Genomic DNA, 20,654 nt, shown 5'->3' on the forward strand with positions numbered 1-20,654 from the left:
TCCACAAGATCGGTTCGGACCGTCGCTCCTGTCCCGTATGTGCCCCTATAGAGGTGAGCAGTTTCGTACGTCACAAGAGCAGGCCTTGTACGCGTATCTCCGGAGCTGTCCGCACCGCCGAATGTGCACGTTTAATGGAGGCGCTCCAGGTCGCCCCGGCCACGTACCCTCTTCTGTTGTGCCGAACGCCAACGAAGACAAGCCCAGCGCCCTGAGCCAGGCGCAGCACCGCGCGGTGAGTGAACTGCTGCGGGTTGCCCCTGTCGCCGACGATCTCGCCCGCCGTTTCCAGGAGGCCGGGTTCTCACTCGCCCTGGTCGGCGGGTCGGTCCGGGACGCGCTGCTCGGCCGGCTCGGCAACGACCTGGACTTCACGACCGACGCCCGCCCCGAGGACGTGTTGAAGATCGTGCGTCCGTGGGCGGACGCCGTGTGGGAGGTTGGTATCGCTTTCGGCACGGTCGGGGCGCAGAAGGATGGCTACCAGATCGAGGTGACCACCTACCGCTCGGAGGCGTACGACAGGACCTCGCGCAAGCCCGAGGTGTCGTACGGCGATTCGATCGAGGAGGACCTCGTCCGGCGGGACTTCACGGTGAACGCGATGGCCGTGGCACTGCCGGCGAAGGAGTTCATCGACCCGCACGGCGGCCTGGAGGACCTCGCGGAGCGCGTGCTGCGCACGCCGGGCACTCCTGAGGAGTCCTTCTCGGACGATCCGCTGCGCATGATGCGGGCGGCGCGCTTCGCGGCACAGCTCGACTTCGAGGTGGGTCCCGAGGTCGTCACCGCCATGAAGGAGATGTCCGGGCGGATCGAGATCGTCTCGGCGGAACGGGTGCGGGACGAGCTGAACAAACTGATCCTCTCCGCCCAGCCGCGCAAGGGTCTGACCCTGCTGGTCGACACCGGCCTCGCCGACCATGTGCTGCCCGAGCTTCCCGCTCTGCGTCTGGAGAGCGACGAGCACCACCGCCACAAGGACGTCTACGAGCACACGCTGATCGTCCTGGAGCAGGCGATGGCGCTGGAGGAGAACGGCCCCGACCTGACCCTCCGGCTGTCGGCGCTGCTCCACGACATCGGTAAGCCGCGCACTCGTCGCTTCGAGAAGGACGGCCGCGTCTCGTTCCACCACCACGAGGTGGTCGGCGCGAAGATGACGAAGAAGCGCATGACGGCCCTGAAGTACTCCAACGAGCTGGTGAAGGACGTCTCACGTCTGGTCGAACTCCACCTGCGCTTCCACGGCTACGGCACGGGCGAGTGGACAGACTCGGCGGTTCGCCGCTATGTCCGTGACGCCGGCCCGCTGCTCGACCACCTCCACAAGCTGACCCGCTCGGACTGCACCACCCGCAACAAGCGCAAGGCGGTCGCGCTGTCCCGTGCGTACGACGGTCTGGAGGCGCGGATCGCTCAGCTCCAGGAGCAGGAGGAACTGGACGCCATCCGCCCCGACCTCGACGGCAACCAGATCATGGAGGTCCTCGGCGTGGGGCCCGGGCCGGTCATCGGGCGGGCTTACAAGCACATGCTGGAGCTTCGGCTGGAGAACGGGCCGATGGTGCATGACGAGGCGGTCGCGGCGCTCAAGGAGTGGTGGGCCGAGCAAGGCTGAGAGCGTGGAAGGGGGTCATGTTTCACGTGAAACATGACCCCGAGGATGCCAGGAGGGGCGGTGTTTCACGTGAAACACCGCCCCTCCTGGCATCTGCCTACTTCTTGTACTCCTTCAGGCACAGCAGGAAGTCGTTGCTCTTGCTGCTCTGTGTGTACGTGTACTCGAAGTCCTTGGCCTCGCTCGCGCACTTGCTGCTGGCCGAAAGCTCAGTGGTGTAGGAGCCCTCGATCTTGGCCAGCACAACGTACTGGGCTTCCGAAGAGCCGCAGTCGACGACCTCGAGGTCCGGGGATGTCGAACTGGTGCTGCCGCGGTGCATGCAGTCACCGACCGCCGCCGTCTCTGCGTCGTCCCGGCTGGCCAGGTAGCCCCCGATGGCCACAGTCACGGCAGCCACGATGATGACGACGTTCTTGATCGTCTTGAAGCTGACCTTGCGCCGCGGCTGCTGCGGCGGAACCGGCGCATAAGGCGCCGCGCCCTGCTGGGGGAACCCGGGCTGGCCCGGCTGCTGCGGGTGGCCGCCCTGGGGCGGGTACGGTGCCTGGCCCTGCGGCTGGCCGTACGGGTTCTGGCCCTGGGCGAACGGATTGCCCTGGGGCGGCGGAGTTGTCACTTGAGGGTCCCCCTAGAACATGGGTGCGTGGCGCGAACTAAGCGCGGAAATAAGACGCACGTAAGTTACCGGTCCCCACTGACACCGAAGCGGCCGGGAGTGGCTCTGTGTCATTGATGTGACACGGGTCGGTGTTCAAAGCGGGCCATAGCCACAGCAACTGCCGCGTAGATAACGGCGACTGTGACCACGAGCGGCACAGAGCGGCCGTCCGGCGGCAGCATCAGCGCGGCGACGCCTGCCGCTCCGACGAAGGAGACGTTGAAGAACACGTCGTACACGGAGAAGATCCGGCCACGGAAGCCGTCCTCGACCGAGGCCTGCACGATCGTGTCCGTGGAGATCTTCGCTCCCTGCGTCGTCAGGCCCAGGACGAATGCCGCCACCAGCATGGGAGTTGTGGTGAACGGCAGGCCGAGCGCGGGCACAAGGATCGCGGCGGTCCCCGCACACACGGCGATCCAGAGACCCGCCCCCAGTCGCCCCGCAGCCCAAGGAGTCGCCACGGCCGCCGCGAAGAACCCGGCGGCAGAGATGGCCAACGCCAGCCCCAGCAGGGCGAGTCCGTCGTCGGCGTTCGAGGAGAAGGCGTAGCGGCAGAGCATCAGCAGCATGACCAGCAGGGCGCCGTAGCAGAAGCGCATCAGGGTCATCGTGAACAGCGCCCAGACGGCCTCCCTCCGGGGCGGCGTGGCGAGATGGCGTACCCCAGCCACCAGGTCCCTCGCCGTGCCGGAAATGGCCGTCGCGAGGCGCGGCTGAACCAACTCTCGGTCAGGCCCCAGCAGTTCCCGGGACATGCGCAGTGACGCCAGTCCCGCGCACAGATACAGCGCGGCCCCCAGAAGCACCACGGCCGCGTCGGAGTCCCAGACCACCAGCCGTACGACGAAGGCCAGACCGGCCCCCGCGGTTGCCGCGAGCGTCCCGGCGGTCGGGGACAGGGAGTTGGCGATGACGAGCCGCTCCTCGTCGACCACGCGCGGCAGTGCGGCGGACAGGCCGGACAGGACGAAGCGGTTGACGGCGGTGACGCACAGGGCGGAGACGTAGAAGAGCCAGTCCGGGACGCCGGTGATGATCAGGGCGGCCGTCGCCGAGGCCAGTGCCGTGCGCAGCAGGCTGCCGTACAGCAGGACCTGGCGGCGGCGCCAGCGGTCCAGGAGGACGCCGGAGAACGGGCCCACCAGGGAGTACGGCAGGAGCAGTACCGCCATCGCGGACGCGATCGAGGCGGCCGAGGTCTGCTTCTCCGGGGAGAAGACGACGTAGGTGGCGAGCGCGGTCTGGTAGACGCCGTCGGCACCCTGCGAGAACAGACGTACGACGAGCAGGCGCCGGAAGTTCCGGAAGCGCAGCAGGACCCGCAGGTCGCGTACGACGGACATGGGGCACAGCCTCACATACGGGAGGGCCCCCGGGCGGTACAACCCGGGGACCCTCGGCAGCTCTGGCAGGAGCGTTCTTGTGCGGCGCTGAGGAGCCCCTAGCGCTCGACCTCACCCTTGATGAACTTCTCGACGTTCTCGCGGGCCTGGTCGTCGAAGTACTGGACCGGCGGGGACTTCATGAAGTACGAGGATGCGGAGAGGATCGGGCCGCCGATGCCGCGGTCCTTGGCGATCTTCGCGGCGCGCAGGGCGTCGATGATGACGCCGGCGGAGTTCGGGGAGTCCCAGACCTCGAGCTTGTACTCCAGGTTCAGCGGGACGTCACCGAAGGCGCGGCCCTCGAGACGGACGTAGGCCCACTTGCGGTCGTCGAGCCAGGCGACGTAGTCGGACGGGCCGATGTGGACGTTCTTCTCGCCGAGCTCACGATCGGGGATCTGCGAGGTGACGGCCTGCGTCTTGGAGATCTTCTTGGACTCGAGGCGGTCGCGCTCGAGCATGTTCTTGAAGTCCATGTTGCCGCCGACGTTCAGCTGCATCGTGCGGTCCAGGACGACGCCGCGGTCCTCGAACAGCTTCGCCATGACGCGGTGCGTGATCGTGGCGCCGACCTGGGACTTGATGTCGTCGCCGACGATCGGGACGCCCGCCTCGGTGAACTTGTCCGCCCACTCCTTCGTACCGGCGATGAAGACCGGCAGGGCGTTGACGAAAGCGACCTTGGCGTCGATCGCGCACTGGGCGTAGAACTTCGCCGCGTCCTCGGAGCCCACGGGCAGGTAGCAGACGAGGACGTCGACCTGCTTGTCCTTGAGGATCTGGACGACGTCGACCGGGGCCTCGGCGGACTCCTCGATGGTCTCGCGGTAGTACTTGCCGAGGCCGTCGAGGGTGTGGCCGCGCTGGACGGTCACGCCGGTGCGCGGCACGTCGCAGATCTTGATGGTGTTGTTCTCGCTGGCGCCGATCGCGTCAGCGAGGTCGAGGCCGACCTTCTTCGCGTCGACGTCGAAGGCGGCGACGAACTCGACGTCACGGACGTGGTAGTCGCCGAACTGCACATGCATCAGACCGGGGACCTTGGACGCCGGGTCGGCGTCCTTGTAGTACTCGACTCCCTGAACCAGCGACGCGGCGCAGTTGCCGACGCCGACGACGGCTACGCGAACCGAACCCATTCCGGTTGCTCCCTGTGTGTACGAGTGAGGCCCTGACTGGGCTCTCACGTGGCGGTGTCGCCGGGCGAATCCGTCCCGGGGGTACCCCCGGGACGGGGCAGATCGCCCGGCTCTCCAGATGTGGTGTCCTGCTGAGCGGACCCCCCGGAAGCGGAACCCTTCAGGTCCCGCCCGGCCCGCTCGCTCTCGATGAGCTCGTTCAGCCAGCGCACTTCGCGCTCCACGGACTCCATCCCGTGGCGCTGGAGCTCAAGCGTGTAGTCGTCGAGGCGCTCCCGCGTGCGGGCGAGAGAGGCGCTCATCTTCTCCAGGCGCTCCTCCAGCCGGCTGCGGCGGCCCTCCAGCACGCGCATGCGCACGTCCTGTGGTGTGCGTCCGAAGAAGGCAAATCGGGCAGCGAAGTGCTCGTCCTCGTACGCGTCGGGGCCGGTCTGCGAGAGCAGTTCCTCGAAGTGCTCCTTACCTTCCGCCGTCAACCGGTAGACGATCTTTGCGCGGCGCCCCGCGAGGGGTGCGGCGAGGGCGTCCTCGGCGGTGCTCCCCGGTTCCTCGATCAACCAGCCGTTGGCGACCAGCGTCTTGAGGCAGGGATAGAGCGTGCCGTAGCTGAACGCACGGAACACGCCCAGCGACGTATTGAGTCGTTTGCGCAGCTCATAGCCGTGCATCGGGGATTCGCGGAGCAGTCCGAGTACGGCGAACTCGAGGATCCCGGAACGTCGGCTCATCCCCTCGCCTCCTCGTCATATCTCGCGCTGATGTATCGACTCGATACATCAAGACGATAGAACGGCCTGCCGGGCGCGACAAGTGGGGGAACGGTGAACGGGATCACATCAACGATTCATGTGGAGCGAGTTGCCTGATTTGGGGTGAAGTTCGGGGCTAGGTGGGCTTTGACGGTGCGTAGTCTGTGCGCCATGCACAGCACCGGGAACCGAGTGAAGCCTGAGGGCGTCGTTGTCCTTGGTGCAGTACGGGTGAATGCGGAACCGACCGCATCCGTACTTCGGGGGGACCGGAAAACAGCCGCCGTTGTCAGGCGCGCAGGGGTGCGCCTGCCCGAGGAGTAGTCGTTCGATGAGCGAGCACCGTCGCAAACCGCCGCAGCCGCAGGGAGGCGGACGTGCCGCGGCCCGACGCGGCCAGGCCGGCTCGTCCTCCGGCCGCCGAGCGGCACCGCGAGGCGCCACCGGATCTCCTTCCGACTCGTACGGGTCGGGTCCCAGCGGTTCGGAAGGCGAGGAACGTCCGTACGGCGGACGCGCCGAGGCACGGCGCGCTGCCCAGAGAGGCGCAGGCAGCCGCCGCAGAGCGGCCGAACCGGCCCGGGGCGGCCGCCGCGCCGCTCCCGGAGGTCCGGGCGGCCCCGGGCGCGGCAGAGGGCGTTCGGCCCCGCCCGCCAAGAAGCGGTTCATCGACTATCCGCGCGCGGGCAAGTACGGGGCGGCGCGGTGGGTGCCGTCGTGGCGGCTTGTCACGGGTACGTTCCTCGCCTTCATGGGTGGTCTGGTCGCTGCTGCGGGCATTGGGTACGCCATGGTGGGCATCCCGAAGCAACAAGACACGGCTCTGGCGCAGAACAACGTCTTCTACTGGTCCAACGGCAAGCAGATGGCGTCGACCGGCGGTCAGACGAACCGCCAGCTCGTGAGCAACGGGGAGATCCCCACCGCGATGAAGGACGCGGTGGTCGCCGCCGAGAACGCCACCTTCTACGACGACAAGGGCATCGACCCGGCCGGGATCGCGCGGGCCGTCCTCAACATGGCGACGGGCGGCGAGACGCAGGGTGGTTCGACCATCACCCAGCAGTTCGTGAAGAACACCTATCTGAGCCAGGAGCAGACGCTCACCCGTAAGTTCAAGGAACTGTTCATCTCCATCAAGGTGAACCAGAAGCTGTCCAAGGACGACATCCTTGCCGGCTACCTCAACACGGCCTACTACGGCCGCAACGCCTACGGAATCCAGGCCGCTGCCCAGGCGTACTTCGGCGTGGACGCCGAGAATCTCAACACCGAGCAGTGCGCCTTCCTCGCCGCTGTACTGAAGGGCCCGAACTTCTACAACCCCGACGGCGGTGTGGGAGCGAACGCCACGAAGGAGGCAAACACCAAGCGGGCCAAGGAGCGCTGGTCGTGGATCCTGGACCGCATGGTCGAGGTCAAGCGCATGACTCCGGCCGAGCGCACCCAGTTGGGCAAGTTCCCCACGCTCAAGAAGCAGACCTCGAACCTCTCCGGGCAGTCCGGTTATCTCATCGACATCGCCAAGGAGTACGTCGCCAAGAAGGCGGGCCTGTCCCCCGAGGACCTGGAGAAGGGCGGCTACCGCATCAAAACGACCTTCGACAAGCAGAAGGTCAATGAGCTGGCGGCGGCCGTGGAGAAGACGGAGAAGAGCTTCCTCGACCCCAAGAAGCGCGAGAAGGACAAGTATGTCCAGTTCGGTGGCGCGTCGGTCGATCCCAAGACCGGAGCGATCGTCGCGCTGTACGGCGGCGCGGGTTACAACAAGGGGCACTACTCCAACAACGCCAACACCCTGGGTGTGCCGGTCGGATCGACCTGGAAGCCCATCGTGCTGGCCGCGTCGATGAAGTACGGGACGTACGAGACCAACGGCAAGGCGCTCTCGCCGATGACCAAGTACAACGGCAACGACTTGCTCGTGATCAAGGACCAGAACGGCGATCCGATCATGGGCAATGACGGAAAGCCGTTCCGCCAGAAGAACGAGGGCGAAACGGCCTGGGGCGATGTAACGCTCAGGAAGGCCATGGAGCAGTCGATCAACAGCCCGTTCGCGCAGCTGGGTATTGACGTCGGCCTGTCCAGGACCCAGGAGATGGCCAAGGACCTGGGTATCTCGGAGGCCTTCTTCGACAAGGCCAACATGAAGAACGTGTCCTTCTCGCTCGGTACCTCGACGCCCAGCGCCATCCGTATGGCGGACGCGTACGGAGCCTTCGCCAATGACGGCAAGCATTTCGAGCCGTACTCCGTCACCGAGGTCGTCAAGGACGGCAAGAAGCTCCCTGGGTTCGAGAAGCCGGAGGAGCAGGACGCCATGGAGCCGAACGTCGCCAACAACGTGACGGACGTCCTGGAGAACGTCGTCAAGAACGGCACCGGTAAGAAGGTCGCGGACATCGGGTTCCCGGTGGCCGGCAAGACGGGTACGACCGACGAGAACAAGTCGGCGTGGTTCGTCGGCTACACCAGGGAACTGTCCACGGCTGTGACGCTGTTCCGCACGGACCCCGACAAGGGCAAGCTGCTGTCCATGAACGGCACCGGTGGCGTGCCGTCCATCCACGGTGGTGACATCCCGGCGCAGGTCTGGGAGGACTACATGGTCGAGGCCATGAAGAGCTACGGCACGCCTGAGCCCTTCCCCGAGGCCCAGCCCATGGGTGAAATCATCAACGACACCCCGACGCCCAGCGCGATTCCCACTCCCACGGAGACTGAGGAAGAGAGCCCGAGCCCGACACCGACGCCCTCCGAGTCGCTCACGACGCCGTCGCCGACGCCGACCGAGACCTGCGGAGAGTTCGACTGGCAGTGCAACAACGCCAACGGTGGACAGAACGGCGGCACAGACGGAGGCACGACGACGTCGCCGACACCCACGGAGACGGAGACGGACAACTCAGGGGGTAATGCCAACGGCAACGGAGGCATCTTCGGCGGGTCGTCAGGCTAGATCGACAGCCGAAGGCGACACAGAAGGCCGGTGGCCGGTGCCCATGCAGCAGGGTGCCGGCCACCGGCCTTTGTCGCCTCCAGCCCTATCGCGTGACGGCCTGTTTCACGTGAAACGTCGGTTTCACGTGAAACACTCAACCGCCGCAGGCCCATCGTCCTCGCCCTGTTCTCAGACTGGTACGGCAGGATGTGCCCCATGCCCAGTGCAGAGACGACGCCCACGAGCGTGCACGAGCCCGACCCGGTGCGGCCGACCGCGGAGGACGAGGTCGCCGCCCACGGGAGTGAGCTGATCGGTGGCCCCATCGGACGGCGTGCCCTGCTCGGGACGTCCTGGTGGACTCCCGTGCGGATCATCGCGCTCGTGGCGATCGGCATGTTCGCCCTCGGCCTGGTCCAGAAGGCACCGTGCTACGACGGCGCCTGGTTCTTCGGCGCCAGCTCGCAGTACACGCATGCCTGCTACTCGGACATCCCGCACCTCTATCAGGGGCGTGGCTTCGCCGACGGACTCGTGCCGTACTTCGACAAGCTCCCCGGCGACATGGAGTACCTCGAGTACCCGGTGCTGACCGGCGTGTTCATGGAGGTCGCCTCCTGGCTCACGACCGGGAGCGGCACCATCCAGCACCAGGAGCAGTGGTACTGGATGGTCAACGCCGGAATGCTGATGGCGTGCGCCGCCGTCATCGCCGTCTGTGTGAGCCGCACGCACACCCGGCGCCCCTGGGACGGGCTGCTGGTCGCTCTGGCGCCCGCCTTCGCACTGACCGCGACTATTAACTGGGACCTGCTGGCCGTCGCCCTGACAGCCGCAGCGATGCTGATGTGGTCACGCGGCCGCGCCCTCGCCTTCGGCATCCTGCTCGGGCTCGCCACGGCCGCGAAGCTCTACCCGGTCTTCCTGCTCGGCCCGCTGCTCGTCCTGTGCTGGCGCGTCGGTAAGTGGCGGGACTTCGGGACGGCGCTCGGCGGCACTGTCGTCGCCTGGCTGGTCGTGAACCTGCCGGTGATGCTGCTCGCCTGGGACGGGTGGTCGCAGTTCTACCGGTTCAGTCAGGAACGGGGCGTCGACTTCGGCTCCTTCTGGCTGATCATGGCCCAGAACTCCACCGACCCGCTCAGCACGGAGACCGTCAACACGCTGGCCACGCTGCTGATGCTGCTGTGCTGTGCCGGTATCGCCGCGCTCACGCTGACCGCGCCGCGGCGCCCGCGGTTCGCCCAGCTGGCCTTCCTGATCGTCGCGGCGTTCATCCTCACCAACAAGGTCTACTCGCCGCAGTACGTCCTGTGGCTGGTGCCGCTGGCCGCGTTGGCCCGGCCGAGGTGGCGGGACTTCCTCATCTGGCAGGCGTGCGAGGTGGCCTACTTCCTGGGGATCTGGCTGTACCTCGCGTACACGACCAGTGGGGACGCGCACAAGGGACTGCCGCCCGACGGTTATCACTGGGCCATCGGCGTGCACCTGCTGGGGACGCTGTACCTGTGTGCCGTCGTCGTACGGGACATCCTCATGCCGGAGCGCGATCCGGTGCGCCGGGCCGGCGAGGATGATCCTTCGGGCGGGGTGCTCGACAGGGCGGAGGACGTGTTCGTGTTCGGGCCCGCGGCCCATCCGCCGCGGCACGCTGCCCATTTCGACGGCCCGCATGTGGAGTGGGGCACTCCGGGGAAGGTGACCGACGGTTCGCTCTGAGCGAACAGGCGAGGTGGTGGCAAGCGAAAGGCCGTACACGGAGGTGTTCCGTGTACGGCCCTTCGCTGTTACGGCGTCCCTGAGAGGCGGTCGCTCAGCGGTCGACGATCCGGTCGAACTGCGTGGTGGTGTGCCGCAGATGAGCGACCAGCTCGTCGCCGACCTTCGGCTCGGGGGCGTCCGCGGGGACGAACAGGATGGAGACCTGCATGTGCGGCGGCTCGGCGAACCAGCGCTGCTTGCCGCCCCATACGAAGGGAGAAAGGTTCCGGTTGACCGTGGCGAGGCCGGCCCGGGCAACGCCCTTGGCGCGCGGCATGACGCCGTGCAGGGCCTTGGGGGCCTCCAGGCCCACCCCGTGCGACGTACCGCCCGCCACGACCACCAGGAAGCCGTCGGAGGCCGTCTTCTGCTGCCGGTAGCCGAAGCGGTCGCCCTTGGAGACGCGCGTGACGTCCAGGACCGCGCCGCGGTACTCGGTGGCCTCGTGGTCGCCGAGCCACAGCCGGGTGCCGATGCGGGCCCGGAAGCGGGTCTGTGGGAACTGCTGCTGCAGACGGGCGAGTTCCTCGGCCTTGAGGTGGCTGACGAACATCGTGTGCAGCGGCAGCCGGGCCGCACGCAGGCGGTCCATCCAGCCGATGACCTCCTCGACGGCGTCCGAGCCGTCGGTGCGGTCCAGCGGCAGGTGGATGGCGAAGCCCTCCAGCCGGACATTCTCTATGGCGGCGTGCAGCTGCGGCAGATCGTGCTCGCTCACGCCGTGCCGCTTCATCGAGGACATCACCTCGATGACCACACGGGCGCCCACGAGGCCGTACACGCCGTCCACGGACGACACCGAGCGGATGACCCGGTCGGGCAGCGGTACCGGCTCCTCGCCGCGCCGGTACGGCGTCAGTACCAGCAGGTCACCACCGAACCAGTCCTTGATGCGCGCGGCCTCGTACGTGGTTCCGACGGCGAGTACGTCGGAACCCAGGCGCGTGGCCTCTTCCGCCAGCCGCTCGTGCCCGAACCCGTAGCCGTTGCCCTTGCAGACCGGGACGAGTCCCGGGAACTGCTCCTGCACGTGCTTGTGGTGCGCCCGCCAGCGCGCGGTGTCGACGTAGAGCGTGAGCGCCATGGCCGGACCTGGAACCTTTCTCGTGGCTGCGGTGTATCAGAGGTATGGAAGCTATCGACGGTGCAGCGGTTGACGGTATCGAAGGAGAGACCGCGAGGTCAGCGACGCGACATGTAGATGTCGAGCGCCTTGTGGAGCAGCTTGTTCAGCGGGAAGTCCCACTCACCGAGGTATTCGGCGGCCTGGCCGCCCGTGCCCACCTTGAACTGGATCAGGCCGAAGAGGTGGTCGGTCTCGTCCAGCGAGTCGGAGATGCCGCGCAGGTCGTAGACGGTGGCGCCGAGCGCGTAGGCGTCGCGCAGCATCCGCCACTGCATCGCGTTCGAGGGCCGGACCTCACGGCCGATGTTGTCGGAGGCGCCGTAGGAGTACCAGACGTGCCCGCCGACGATCAGCATCGTCGCCGCCGAAAGGTTCACACCGTTGTGCCGGGCGAAGTAAAGCCGCATGCGGTTGGGGTCCTCGGTGTTGAGGGCCGTCCACATGCGCTGGAAGTACGACAGCGGACGCGGCCGGAAATGGTCGCGCACAGCCGTGATCTCGTACAGCCGCTGCCACTCCTCAAGGTCCTGGTAACCGCCCTGGACGACCTCGACGCCGGCCTTCTCGGCCTTCTTGATGTTGCGTCGCCACAGCTGGTTGAAGTTCTTGTGGACCTCTTCCAGGGACCGGTTGGCCAGCGGCACCTGGTAGACGTAGCGGGGCTGGACGTCGCCGAAGCCGGCCCCGCCGTCCTCGCCCTGCTGCCAGCCCATACGGCGCAGCTTGTCGGCGACCTCGAAGGCGCGCGGCTCGATGAAGTCGGCCTCGATGTCACGCAGCCGCTTCACGTCCGGGTTCTGGATGCCCTGCTTGATGGAGCCCGCCTCCCAGCGCCGGATGATCACCGGCGGGCCCATCTTCACGGAGAAGGCGCCCTGCTGCTTCAGGTGCGCCAGCATCGGTTCCAGCCACTCCGTCAGATTCGGCGCGAACCAGTTGATGACCGGGCCCTCGGGCAGATAGGCGAGGTAGCGCTTGATCTTGGGCAGCTGCCGGTAGAGGACGAGGCCGGCACCGACGAGTTCGCCGCTCTTGTCGAACCAACCGAGGCTCTCCGAGCGCCACTCAGCCTTGACGTCAGCCCAGGCCGGGACCTGCATGTGGCTCGCCGACGGCAGGCTCTGGATGTATGCCAGATGCTGCTCGCGACTGATCGTCCTCAGGGTCAGGCTCATTCGGGGCGCTCCTCGGGCTGGGGTGTCCCCATGGGTACAGGGGCTCCGGCTCTCGCGCCGAAGCCTACTGCGCCTTGCGAGCGCCCCGACTGGGCGTACGGAAGCTTCGCCCCGGCCTGGTGGCCGCCGAGGCGTTCGAAGGTGCGCTATGCGGTGTTCTACCGGTGTTCGGAGGCCAGCCTCCGTGACCGGTGTGGAGAGGACAGTGTCCCTGGCGTCAGAAGACCCCGCCGAAGAGCCCGCCGTGCGCCATGCCGAGGAAGAAGCCGACCGCCGAGGCGCCGAGACCGATGATCAGTCCGAAGCGCTCGCGGGTGGTCTCCGAGATCCACTGTCCGTACGCGCCGGTGAGGATCCCCACCAGGCCGGTCCAGGAGCTGAGCAGGTGCAGGTTGTGGAACATCGCCGTGACGAAGGCCGTGATGCCCAGCACCAGGGTCACCGCGAGCAGGGTGTCCTGGAGAGGGTGGGGCTTTCCGTCCGTGGCGAAAAGGCCTCCGACGGTGTTGGGTCGCAATGCCTGTGCCATAGGGCACCTCCTGCGGAAGGCGGCGCATCGTAGCGCCATACACACCCGATGTGTACAGATTGTGGGCGTCGGCGGCCGGATTTCAACCGGAAGCCGGTGTGCGGGTACTGTGTAGCGTCTGCACCGGTGTCTGCCCGGGCCAGCTCGGGGCAACCGTCAGGTCACCCCCGATTGTCAGTGGCGGCCGATACCGTTGCGTACGCATCACAACCCTCCTGCCACGGAACGACCGTGGCCGCTGAGTCCAAAGGAGGTGGGTTCCACATGCGTCACTACGAGGTGATGGTCATCCTCGACCCCGATCTGGAGGAGCGCGCTGTCGCCCCCCTGATCGAGAACTTCCTCTCCGTCGTCCGTGAGGGCAACGGGAAGGTCGAGAAGGTCGACACCTGGGGCCGTCGTCGTCTCTCGTACGAGATCAAGAAGAAGCCTGAGGGCATCTACTCGGTCATCGACCTGCAGGCCGAGCCTGCGGTCGTCAAGGAGCTCGACCGCCAGATGAACCTGAACGAGTCGGTCCTCCGGACCAAGGTCCTCCGCCCCGAGACCCACTGAGCTCTCCCGCTCAGCTGAACTCGGGATTCGAGTAGCAGCAACCAAGCAGCCAGAGCAGCAAACCCGCCGAGAGGTTCCCCCATGGCAGGCGAGACCGTCATCACGGTCGTCGGCAATCTTGTCGACGACCCCGAGCTGCGCTTCACCCCGTCCGGTGCGGCGGTCGCGAAGTTCCGTGTCGCGTCCACCCCCCGCACCTTCGACCGCCAGACGAACGAGTGGAAGGACGGCGAGAGCCTGTTCCTGACCTGCTCGGTCTGGCGTCAGGCGGCGGAGAACGTCGCCGAGTCGCTCCAGCGAGGCATGCGCGTCATCGTGCAGGGCCGGCTGAAGCAGCGGTCCTACGAGGACCGTGAGGGCGTCAAGCGCACGGTCTACGAGCTGGACGTCGAGGAAGTCGGCGCCAGCCTGCGGAACGCCACAGCGAAGGTCACCAAGACCTCCGGTGGGGCCCGCGGTGGCCAGGGCGGTTACAGCGGCGGTGGCGGCCAGGGTGGCGGCGGCTGGGGCGGTGGCCCCGGTGGCGGCCAGCAAGGCGGCGGTGCTCCCGCCGACGACCCGTGGGCAACCGGCGCTCCCGCCGGTGGCCAGCAGGGCGGCGGCAGTGGCGGTGGCGGTGGCTGGGGTGGAAACTCCGGCGGCGGCCAGGGCGGCGGCTACTCGGACGAGCCCCCCTTCTAGGCCCTCGGGCCCGGCCCTCAGGGCCGGTCCGGGTCAAAAGGGCGGGTCGTACCCACACTTCTTGATCACACAGGAGAATCACCATGGCGAAGCCGCCTGTGCGCAAGCCGAAGAAGAAGGTCTGCGCTTTCTGCAAGGACAAGGTCACGTACGTGGACTACAAGGACACGAACATGCTGCGGAAGTTCATTTCCGACCGCGGCAAGATCCGTGCCCGCCGCGTGACCGGCAACTGCACGCAGCACCAGCGTGACGTCGCCACGGCCGTCAAGAACAGCCGTGAGATGGCGCTGCTGCCCTACACCTCCACCGCGCGATAAGGGAAGGGTGACCGAAACATGAAGATCATCCTCACCCACGAGGTCTCCGGCCTCGGTGCCGCGGGCGACGTCGTCGACGTCAAGGACGGTTACGCTCGCAACTACCTGATCCCGCGGAAGTTCGCTATCCGCTGGACCAAGGGTGGCGAGAAGGACGTCGAGCAGATCCGTCGTGCTCGCAAGATCCACGAGATCCAGACCATCGAGCAGGCCAACCAGATCAAGGGCCAGCTTGAGGCGGTCAAGGTCCGTCTGGCCGTCCGCTCCGGCGACGCCGGTCGTCTCTTCGGTTCCGTCACCCCGGCCGACATCGCTTCCGCGATCAAGGCCGCCGGTGGTCCCGAGGTCGACAAGCGCCGCATCGAGCTCGGTGCGCCGATCAAGACGCTGGGCGCCCACGAGACGTCCGTGCGTCTGCACCCCGAGGTTGCCGCCAAGGTCAACATCGAGGTCATCGCGGCCTGATCGCCGCGCTCGGCTTGAACAGCTGAGAGGAGGGGCCGTACCCGTTGGGGGTACGGCCCCTCCTCTGTGCGGCCAGCGTCCTGCTGGTGTAGATGGTTTCCCGGTGTGGTGCCCATCGCGGCAAGTCCGTTTCACGTGAAACAGCGTGTTTCACGTGAAACATTCAGCGCGTCGCCCCCGTGACGATCCAGCGGCCCGAGCGGGTGCGCAGCCATAGCGTCAGCATGCGCACCGTCATCATCAACGTCATGGCTGCCCACACTGCGGTGAGGCCGCCGCCGATCACTGGGACAAGCAGAGCCACCGGAATGAACACAGCCAGAGTGAGCACCATGGCCCAGGCGAGGTAAGGCCCGTCGCCTGCTCCCATGAGGACGCCGTCCAGGATGAAGACGATCCCGCAGATCGGTTGGGAGAGCGCCACCATGAGCAGGGCAGGCAAGGCTGCATCCTGGACGACCGTGTCACTGGTGAACAACGGCAGGAAGAGGGGCCGAGTGATCACCACGAGCAGTCCGAGTACGACGCCGGCTGCGATTCCCCACTGCACCATGCGGCGGCAGGCATCTCGGGCGCCCGCGGCGTCGCCGGCACCGAGATACCGGCCGATGATGGCCTGTCCGGCGATGGCGATGGCGTCCAAGGCGAAGGCGAGCAGGCTCCACAACGACAAGATGATCTGGTGTGCGGCGATGTCGGCGTCTCCGAGGCGGGCCGCCACGGCTGTGGCAATCATCAGGATCGCCCGCAGCGAGAGGGTGCGGACCAGCAGGGGCACGCCGGCCTGTGCACAGGCCCTTATGCCTGCGGCGTCGGGGCGTAGGGAGGCACCGTGCTCGCGGGCGCCGCGGACGACAACCACGAGGTATACGGCGGCCATGCCGCACTGGGCGATGACGGTGCCCCAGGCGGATCCGGCGATGCCGAAGCCGGCGCCATAGACAAGGCCCACGTTGAGGACGGCATTGGCGACGAACCCCGCTCCGGCGACATAGAGGGGAGTCCTGGTGTCCTGTAGCCCACGCAGGACGCCGGTGGCAGCCAGTACGACGAGCATGGCCGGGATACCGAGGGCGGAGATCCGTAGATAGGTGGTTGCATACGGGGCCGCCGTGTCCGAGGCGCCGAAGAGTTCAACGAGGAACGGTGCCGTGGGCAGGACCACCGCGACGACGCCGGCGCCTAGAAGGAGGGCCAGCCAGATGCCGTCCATGCCCTGACGGATGGCGGCCTGGAGATCCCCGGCGCCTACACGACGGGCAACGGCCGCTGTGGTGGCGTAGGCGAGGAAGACGAACACACTGACGGCTGTCATGAGGAGGGCTGAGGCGATCCCTAGTCCGGCGAGTTGTGCTGTGCCGAGATGGCCGACGATCGCGCTGTCGGCCATGACGAACAGGGGCTCGGCGACGAGTGCGCCGAAGGCCGGAACGGCCAGGGCGACGATCTCTCGGTCGTGCTTTCGCCGGGCGGCCTTGGGCGTCGCGGGAGCCTGTGTCATGGCCACCAATCTAATCGTCCACAGGTAAGAGATGCAACTGAGTTATGACCCTTACTGCCTCTCTTGCTGTGTGTGCTCGCGCGCACCGTTCGAGGAGATCTTGGTCCGACCGGGAAAGTTTTTCTTCTGCACAGCCGGTGGACGGTAAAGCAGCAGGTCAGGCGCATTGTGTGGGAATCTCTGGGGGCTTGTTCACAGGGCTGTCCACCGTGTCGTGCACAGGTTTTGTGGAGTTCTCCACAGCATCGAGGCCGTCGTCCACATGGCCTGTGGATAACCAGATTGGCTGACGGTGCCGACAGGCCTACCGTGGTCCGGCGCCCACTCCGTCCGTCGACCGGGAAACCGTCACAAAACCGACGTGCCAGGACCGGAGTTGGGCCTCTCATTTGTCAGTGGCGTGCCGTAGAACTGAGGGGCACGGCGAGGTCCGCTCGGCGGACGGGAGGAGGTGGCTCGGTGAGTATTTCCGAGCCCTTGGACGACCCCTGGGCCGACAGCGGTCCCAGCGATCGTCTACCCGCCTCCCGCCGACGTGGTGACGGCGGCCGTGGACGCGACGAGCAGCACGATCGTGGCCGGGACAACGGTCAGTGGGACGGCGGGGGTTCGGCCTTCGAGCGGGTGCCGCCGCAGGACCTCGACGCCGAGCAGTCCGTTCTCGGCGGCATGCTGCTGTCCAAGGACGCCATCGCCGATGTCGTCGAGGTCATCAAGGGCCATGACTTCTACAAGCCCGCGCACGAGACGATCTTCCAGGCGATCCTCGACGTCTATGCCAAGGGTGAGCCGGCCGACCCCATCACCATCGCCGCCGAACTCACCAAGCGCGGCGAGATCAACAAGGTCGGCGGCGCCGCCTATCTCCACACGCTCGTCCAGACGGTGCCGACGGCGGCGAACGCCGAGTACTACGCGGAGATCGTCCACGAGCGGGCTGTCCTGCGCCGCCTCGTCGAGGCCGGCACCCGCATCACGCAGATGGGATACGCGGCCGACGACGACGTCGACGAGATCGTCAACCGCGCTCAGGCCGAGGTGTACGCGGTCACCGAGCAGCGCACCAGTGAGGACTACCTCCCGCTCGGCGACATCATGGAGGGCGCACTCGACGAGATCGAGGCGATCGGCTCGCGCTCCGGCGAGATGACCGGTGTGCCCACCGGGTTCACGGACCTCGACTCGCTCACCAACGGACTGCATCCGGGCCAGATGATCGTCATCGCAGCCCGTCCCGCCATGGGTAAGTCCACGCTCGCCCTGGACTTCGCGCGGGCGGCGTCCATCAAGCACAACCTGGCCAGCGTCATCTTCTCCCTCGAAATGGGGCGCAACGAGATCGCGATGCGTCTGCTGTCGGCCGAGGCGCGCGTGGCCCTGCACCACATGCGTTCCGGAACCATGACGGACGAGGACTGGACCCGCCTGGCGCGCCGTATGCCCGAGGTGTCGGCGGCGCCGCTCTACATCGACGACTCCCCGAACCTGTCGATGATGGAGATCCGTGCGAAGTGCCGTCGGCTGAAGCAGCGCAATGACATCAAGCTAGTGATCATCGACTATCTGCAGCTGATGCAGGCCGGTGGGTCGAAGCGTTCCGAGAGCCGTCAGCAGGAGGTCTCGGACATGTCCCGTAACCTCAAGCTGCTGGCCAAGGAGCTGGAGGTCCCGGTGATCGCGCTCTCGCAGCTCAACCGTGGTCCCGAGCAGCGTACGGACAAGAAGCCGATGGTGTCCGACCTGCGTGAGTCCGGCTCCATCGAGCAGGACGCCGACATGGTGATCCTGCTGCACCGTGAGGACGCCTACGAGAAGGAGTCGCCGCGCGCGGGTGAGGCGGACATCATCGTGGGCAAGCACCGTAACGGTCCTACGGCGACGATCACGGTCGCCTTCCAGGGCCACTACTCGCGTTTCGTCGACATGGCGCAGACCTGATCCCAGACCCGGATCCACCCCCTTTCGGGGATATGCGCTCGACTGCCGACTGCCCACCGGGATGGACTGTGGGCATGACGACATCTCAGGAAGAACTGCTGCCCAGCACGCGCCGGGCGCTTCTGCACCGCATCGCCGTGGCCCAGGCCGAAGGCCGTGCGCCCTCCCTGGTCGCCGCGGTGGTACGGGACGGCAGGGCTGTGTGGCATGGCTCGCGTACCTCTGTGGACGGGCATGGGCCGGACGAGAGCGTGCAGTACCGCATCGGCTCGATCACCAAGACCTTCACTGCCGTTCTCGTCCTGCGTCTGCGCGACGAGGGACTGCTCGACCTCGGTGACCCGTTGGAGAAACATCTGCCGGGCACCGGTGCGGGGGAGGCGACCATCGCCGAACTGCTCGCGCATACTGCCGGGTTGGCTGCCGAGTCGCCGGGACCCTGGTGGGAGCGGACCCCCGGATCGTTGCGGCCGGAGTTGTCCGACGTGGTGGGCGAGCAGCCTTTCCTGCATCCCTCAGGCCGCCGGTTCCACTACTCGAACCCCGGTTACACGCTGCTTGGTGCACTGGTCGAGAAGCTGAGGGGCGCGGCCTGGGAGGACGTACTCCGGCGAGAAGTGCTCGAACCGCTGGACCTGAACCGCACGAGTACACGTCCGCAAGCTCCGCACGCGGGCGGCTGGGCCGTGCATCCCTGGGTCGATGCGATGCTTCCCGAGCCAAGCGAGGACCTGGGCCGGATGGCGCCGGCCGGCCAGCTGTGGTCGACGACCGCCGACCTGGCGCGGTTCGCCGTCTTTCTGGCCCGTGGCGACGACCGCGTGCTCAGCGCCCGGTCCGTACGGGAGATGCGGACACCGGCAGCGCCGCCCGAGGCGGCTGACGTGGCGGACGGTGCGGCCTACGGGCTCGGTATGCAGATCCAGCACAGGGACGGTCGGCTCCTTGTGGGGCACGGTGGATCGTTGCCGGGCTTCCTGGCGAGCTTGATGATCAGCGTGGAGGACGACGTGGCCGCCGTGGTGCTGGCCAATTGCACTTCCGGGCCACGGGTCTCCCTCGTCGCGGCCGACCTCGTCCGGATCGTCACGGAGGCCGAGCCGCGGATCCCGGAGCCCTGGCGGCCGATGCATGAAGTCGACGCGGCGCAACTGGAGTTGGCGGGGCAGTGGTACTGGGGGACCAACGCCGTCGCCCTGCGACTGACCGCCGACGGTCTGGCTTCGTTGGAGCCGCTGTCAGGAAAGGGCCGCCGCTCACGGTTCCGCGCCAATGGCGACGGCACGTGGACGGGTCTGGAGGGCTACTACGCCGGCGAGCTCCTGAAGCCCGTACGACGCCCGGACGGCACCGTGGACCATCTGGACCTCGGGTCGTTCGTCTTCACGCGTCAGCCGTACGACGAGGGGGCTGCGGTGCCGGGTGGAGTGGATCCGGACGGGTGGCGGGGGAGCGGCGTGCTCTGACGGCCTGGTGGTGCGGTGTTTCACGTGAAACACCGCACCACCGTGTCACAGCTGCAGCTTGAATCCCACATGCGAGGCCGTGAAGCCGAGACGCTCGTAGAAGCGGTGGGCGTCGATACGGGAGTTGTCGGAGGTCAACTGCACCAACTGGCAGTTCTGACGCCGGGATTCAGCGACAGCCCACTCGATGAGCTGTGTCCCCAGACCGTTGCCGCGCTCATCGGCATGGATGCGTACGCCTTCGATGATGGAGCGGGTCGCACCTTTGCGGGACAGCCCGGGAATGACCGTGAGCTGGAGCGTGCCGACGACACGGCCCTCGCGCACGGCGACAACCAGGTGCTGGTTCGGGTCGCTGCTGAGCCGCTCCAGTGCGGCGAGGTAGGGCGCCAGGTCGTCCGGTGACTCGCGCTGGGCGCCCAGCGGATCGTCAGCGAGCATTTCGACGATTGAGGGGATGTCATTGGCGACAGCGGCCCGTATCTCAAGATCTCCCATGTCCGCACCCTACGCAGGGGCCGGGAGGGACTCCACGACGCGGACCAGGGGGGCGAGTTCGGGGTTCTGCGCGGCCTGGTCGAGGGCCTCGCGCAGGGCTTTGTCGTTGGTCGGGCGGGCTTCTTGCAGGAGGCGGA

18 protein-coding genes and 1 pseudogene are annotated in these 20,654 nt (G+C 67.1%); 9 read left to right on the forward strand and 10 right to left on the reverse strand.

Annotation, left to right across the window (positions count from 1 at the left end; genetic code table 11):
• Positions 1–178 precede the first annotated feature (178 nt).
• Entirely contained in the window at positions 179–1,621 is a 1,443-nt protein-coding gene (locus ACZ4UU_RS12625; protein ID WP_468039131.1) for a CCA tRNA nucleotidyltransferase, read from the forward strand.
• 97 nt (positions 1,622–1,718) lie between these two features.
• On the opposite strand, the gene ACZ4UU_RS12630 is transcribed toward ACZ4UU_RS12625, so the two are convergent.
• The 4 genes from ACZ4UU_RS12630 to ACZ4UU_RS12645 all read right to left on the reverse strand — a co-directional run bounded on the left by ACZ4UU_RS12630 (position 1,719) and on the right by ACZ4UU_RS12645 (position 5,537).
• On the reverse strand, positions 1,719–2,240 hold the full coding sequence (locus ACZ4UU_RS12630) for an LppU/SCO3897 family protein (RefSeq protein WP_468039133.1): 522 nt from the start codon (positions 2,238–2,240) through the stop codon (positions 1,719–1,721).
• Between the two features lie 110 nt (positions 2,241–2,350).
• Entirely contained in the window at positions 2,351–3,628 is a 1,278-nt protein-coding gene (locus ACZ4UU_RS12635) for an MFS transporter (RefSeq protein ID WP_468039135.1), read from the reverse strand.
• Positions 3,629–3,726: 98 nt separating this feature from the next.
• Positions 3,727–4,809 carry an inositol-3-phosphate synthase gene (locus tag ACZ4UU_RS12640; RefSeq protein WP_384765857.1) on the reverse strand — a complete coding sequence of 361 codons (1,083 nt, stop codon included), beginning with the start codon at positions 4,807–4,809 and terminating at the stop codon, positions 3,727–3,729.
• A 44-nt stretch (positions 4,810–4,853) separates the two neighbouring features.
• Positions 4,854–5,537, reverse strand: a complete 684-nt coding sequence (locus ACZ4UU_RS12645; RefSeq protein ID WP_468039138.1) for a PadR family transcriptional regulator — start codon at positions 5,535–5,537, stop codon at positions 4,854–4,856.
• Positions 5,538–5,889: 352 nt separating this feature from the next.
• Between ACZ4UU_RS12645 and ACZ4UU_RS12650 the strand changes: the two genes are divergently transcribed.
• Positions 5,890–8,520, forward strand: coding sequence for a transglycosylase domain-containing protein (locus ACZ4UU_RS12650; protein ID WP_468039140.1), 2,631 nt, complete (start codon positions 5,890–5,892; stop codon positions 8,518–8,520).
• A 189-nt stretch (positions 8,521–8,709) separates the two neighbouring features.
• Positions 8,710–10,221: a glycosyltransferase family 87 protein gene (locus ACZ4UU_RS12655; protein WP_468039142.1), complete on the forward strand. Its 1,512-nt coding sequence runs from the start codon at positions 8,710–8,712 to the stop codon at positions 10,219–10,221.
• A gap of 94 nt (positions 10,222–10,315) precedes the next feature.
• Here ACZ4UU_RS12655 and ACZ4UU_RS12660 read toward each other — a convergent pair whose 3' ends face one another.
• From ACZ4UU_RS12660 to ACZ4UU_RS12670, 3 genes are all read right to left on the reverse strand, one after another.
• A complete protein-coding gene (locus tag ACZ4UU_RS12660) occupies positions 10,316–11,347 on the reverse strand; it encodes an alanine racemase (protein ID WP_062721160.1) in 1,032 nt (343 codons plus the stop codon).
• 98 nt (positions 11,348–11,445) lie between these two features.
• A complete protein-coding gene (gene femX, locus ACZ4UU_RS12665) occupies positions 11,446–12,564 on the reverse strand; it encodes a peptidoglycan bridge formation glycyltransferase FemX (protein WP_062721159.1) in 1,119 nt (372 codons plus the stop codon).
• 217 nt (positions 12,565–12,781) lie between these two features.
• Positions 12,782–13,093, reverse strand: coding sequence for a hypothetical protein (locus ACZ4UU_RS12670; protein ID WP_383830300.1), 312 nt, complete (start codon positions 13,091–13,093; stop codon positions 12,782–12,784).
• Positions 13,094–13,357: 264 nt separating this feature from the next.
• Here ACZ4UU_RS12670 and rpsF point away from each other — a divergent pair, with 264 nt between their 5' ends.
• The 4 genes from rpsF to rplI all read left to right on the forward strand — a co-directional run bounded on the left by rpsF (position 13,358) and on the right by rplI (position 15,114).
• Positions 13,358–13,648 carry a 30S ribosomal protein S6 gene (rpsF, locus tag ACZ4UU_RS12675; protein WP_005482942.1) on the forward strand — a complete coding sequence of 97 codons (291 nt, stop codon included), beginning with the start codon at positions 13,358–13,360 and terminating at the stop codon, positions 13,646–13,648.
• Positions 13,649–13,729: 81 nt separating this feature from the next.
• Complete coding sequence (locus ACZ4UU_RS12680; protein ID WP_468039144.1) at positions 13,730–14,329, forward strand: single-stranded DNA-binding protein; 600 nt, start codon at positions 13,730–13,732, stop codon at positions 14,327–14,329.
• 83 nt (positions 14,330–14,412) lie between these two features.
• Entirely contained in the window at positions 14,413–14,649 is a 237-nt protein-coding gene (rpsR, locus tag ACZ4UU_RS12685; RefSeq protein WP_003949403.1) for a 30S ribosomal protein S18, read from the forward strand.
• A gap of 18 nt (positions 14,650–14,667) precedes the next feature.
• On the forward strand, positions 14,668–15,114 hold the full coding sequence (gene rplI / locus ACZ4UU_RS12690) for a 50S ribosomal protein L9 (protein WP_019760035.1): 447 nt from the start codon (positions 14,668–14,670) through the stop codon (positions 15,112–15,114).
• Positions 15,115–15,277: 163 nt separating this feature from the next.
• Here the strand turns inward: rplI and ACZ4UU_RS12695 are convergent, their stop codons facing one another.
• Complete coding sequence (locus ACZ4UU_RS12695) at positions 15,278–16,615, reverse strand: MATE family efflux transporter (protein ID WP_468039146.1); 1,338 nt, start codon at positions 16,613–16,615, stop codon at positions 15,278–15,280.
• A gap of 459 nt (positions 16,616–17,074) precedes the next feature.
• Here ACZ4UU_RS12695 and dnaB point away from each other — a divergent pair, with 459 nt between their 5' ends.
• Both dnaB and ACZ4UU_RS12705 read left to right on the forward strand, forming a co-directional pair.
• Entirely contained in the window at positions 17,075–18,553 is a 1,479-nt protein-coding gene (gene dnaB, locus ACZ4UU_RS12700) for a replicative DNA helicase (protein WP_391411243.1), read from the forward strand.
• Between the two features lie 74 nt (positions 18,554–18,627).
• Positions 18,628–20,019, forward strand: a complete 1,392-nt coding sequence (locus ACZ4UU_RS12705) for a serine hydrolase domain-containing protein (protein WP_468039148.1) — start codon at positions 18,628–18,630, stop codon at positions 20,017–20,019.
• A gap of 45 nt (positions 20,020–20,064) precedes the next feature.
• Here the strand turns inward: ACZ4UU_RS12705 and ACZ4UU_RS12710 are convergent, their stop codons facing one another.
• Complete coding sequence (locus tag ACZ4UU_RS12710; RefSeq protein ID WP_468039150.1) at positions 20,065–20,517, reverse strand: GNAT family N-acetyltransferase; 453 nt, start codon at positions 20,515–20,517, stop codon at positions 20,065–20,067.
• 9 nt (positions 20,518–20,526) lie between these two features.
• A pseudogene (locus ACZ4UU_RS12715) lies at positions 20,527–20,654 on the reverse strand (MarR family transcriptional regulator); the annotation flags it as partial.

It is taken from the genome of Streptomyces sp. NPDC028907, from assembly GCF_055564995.1.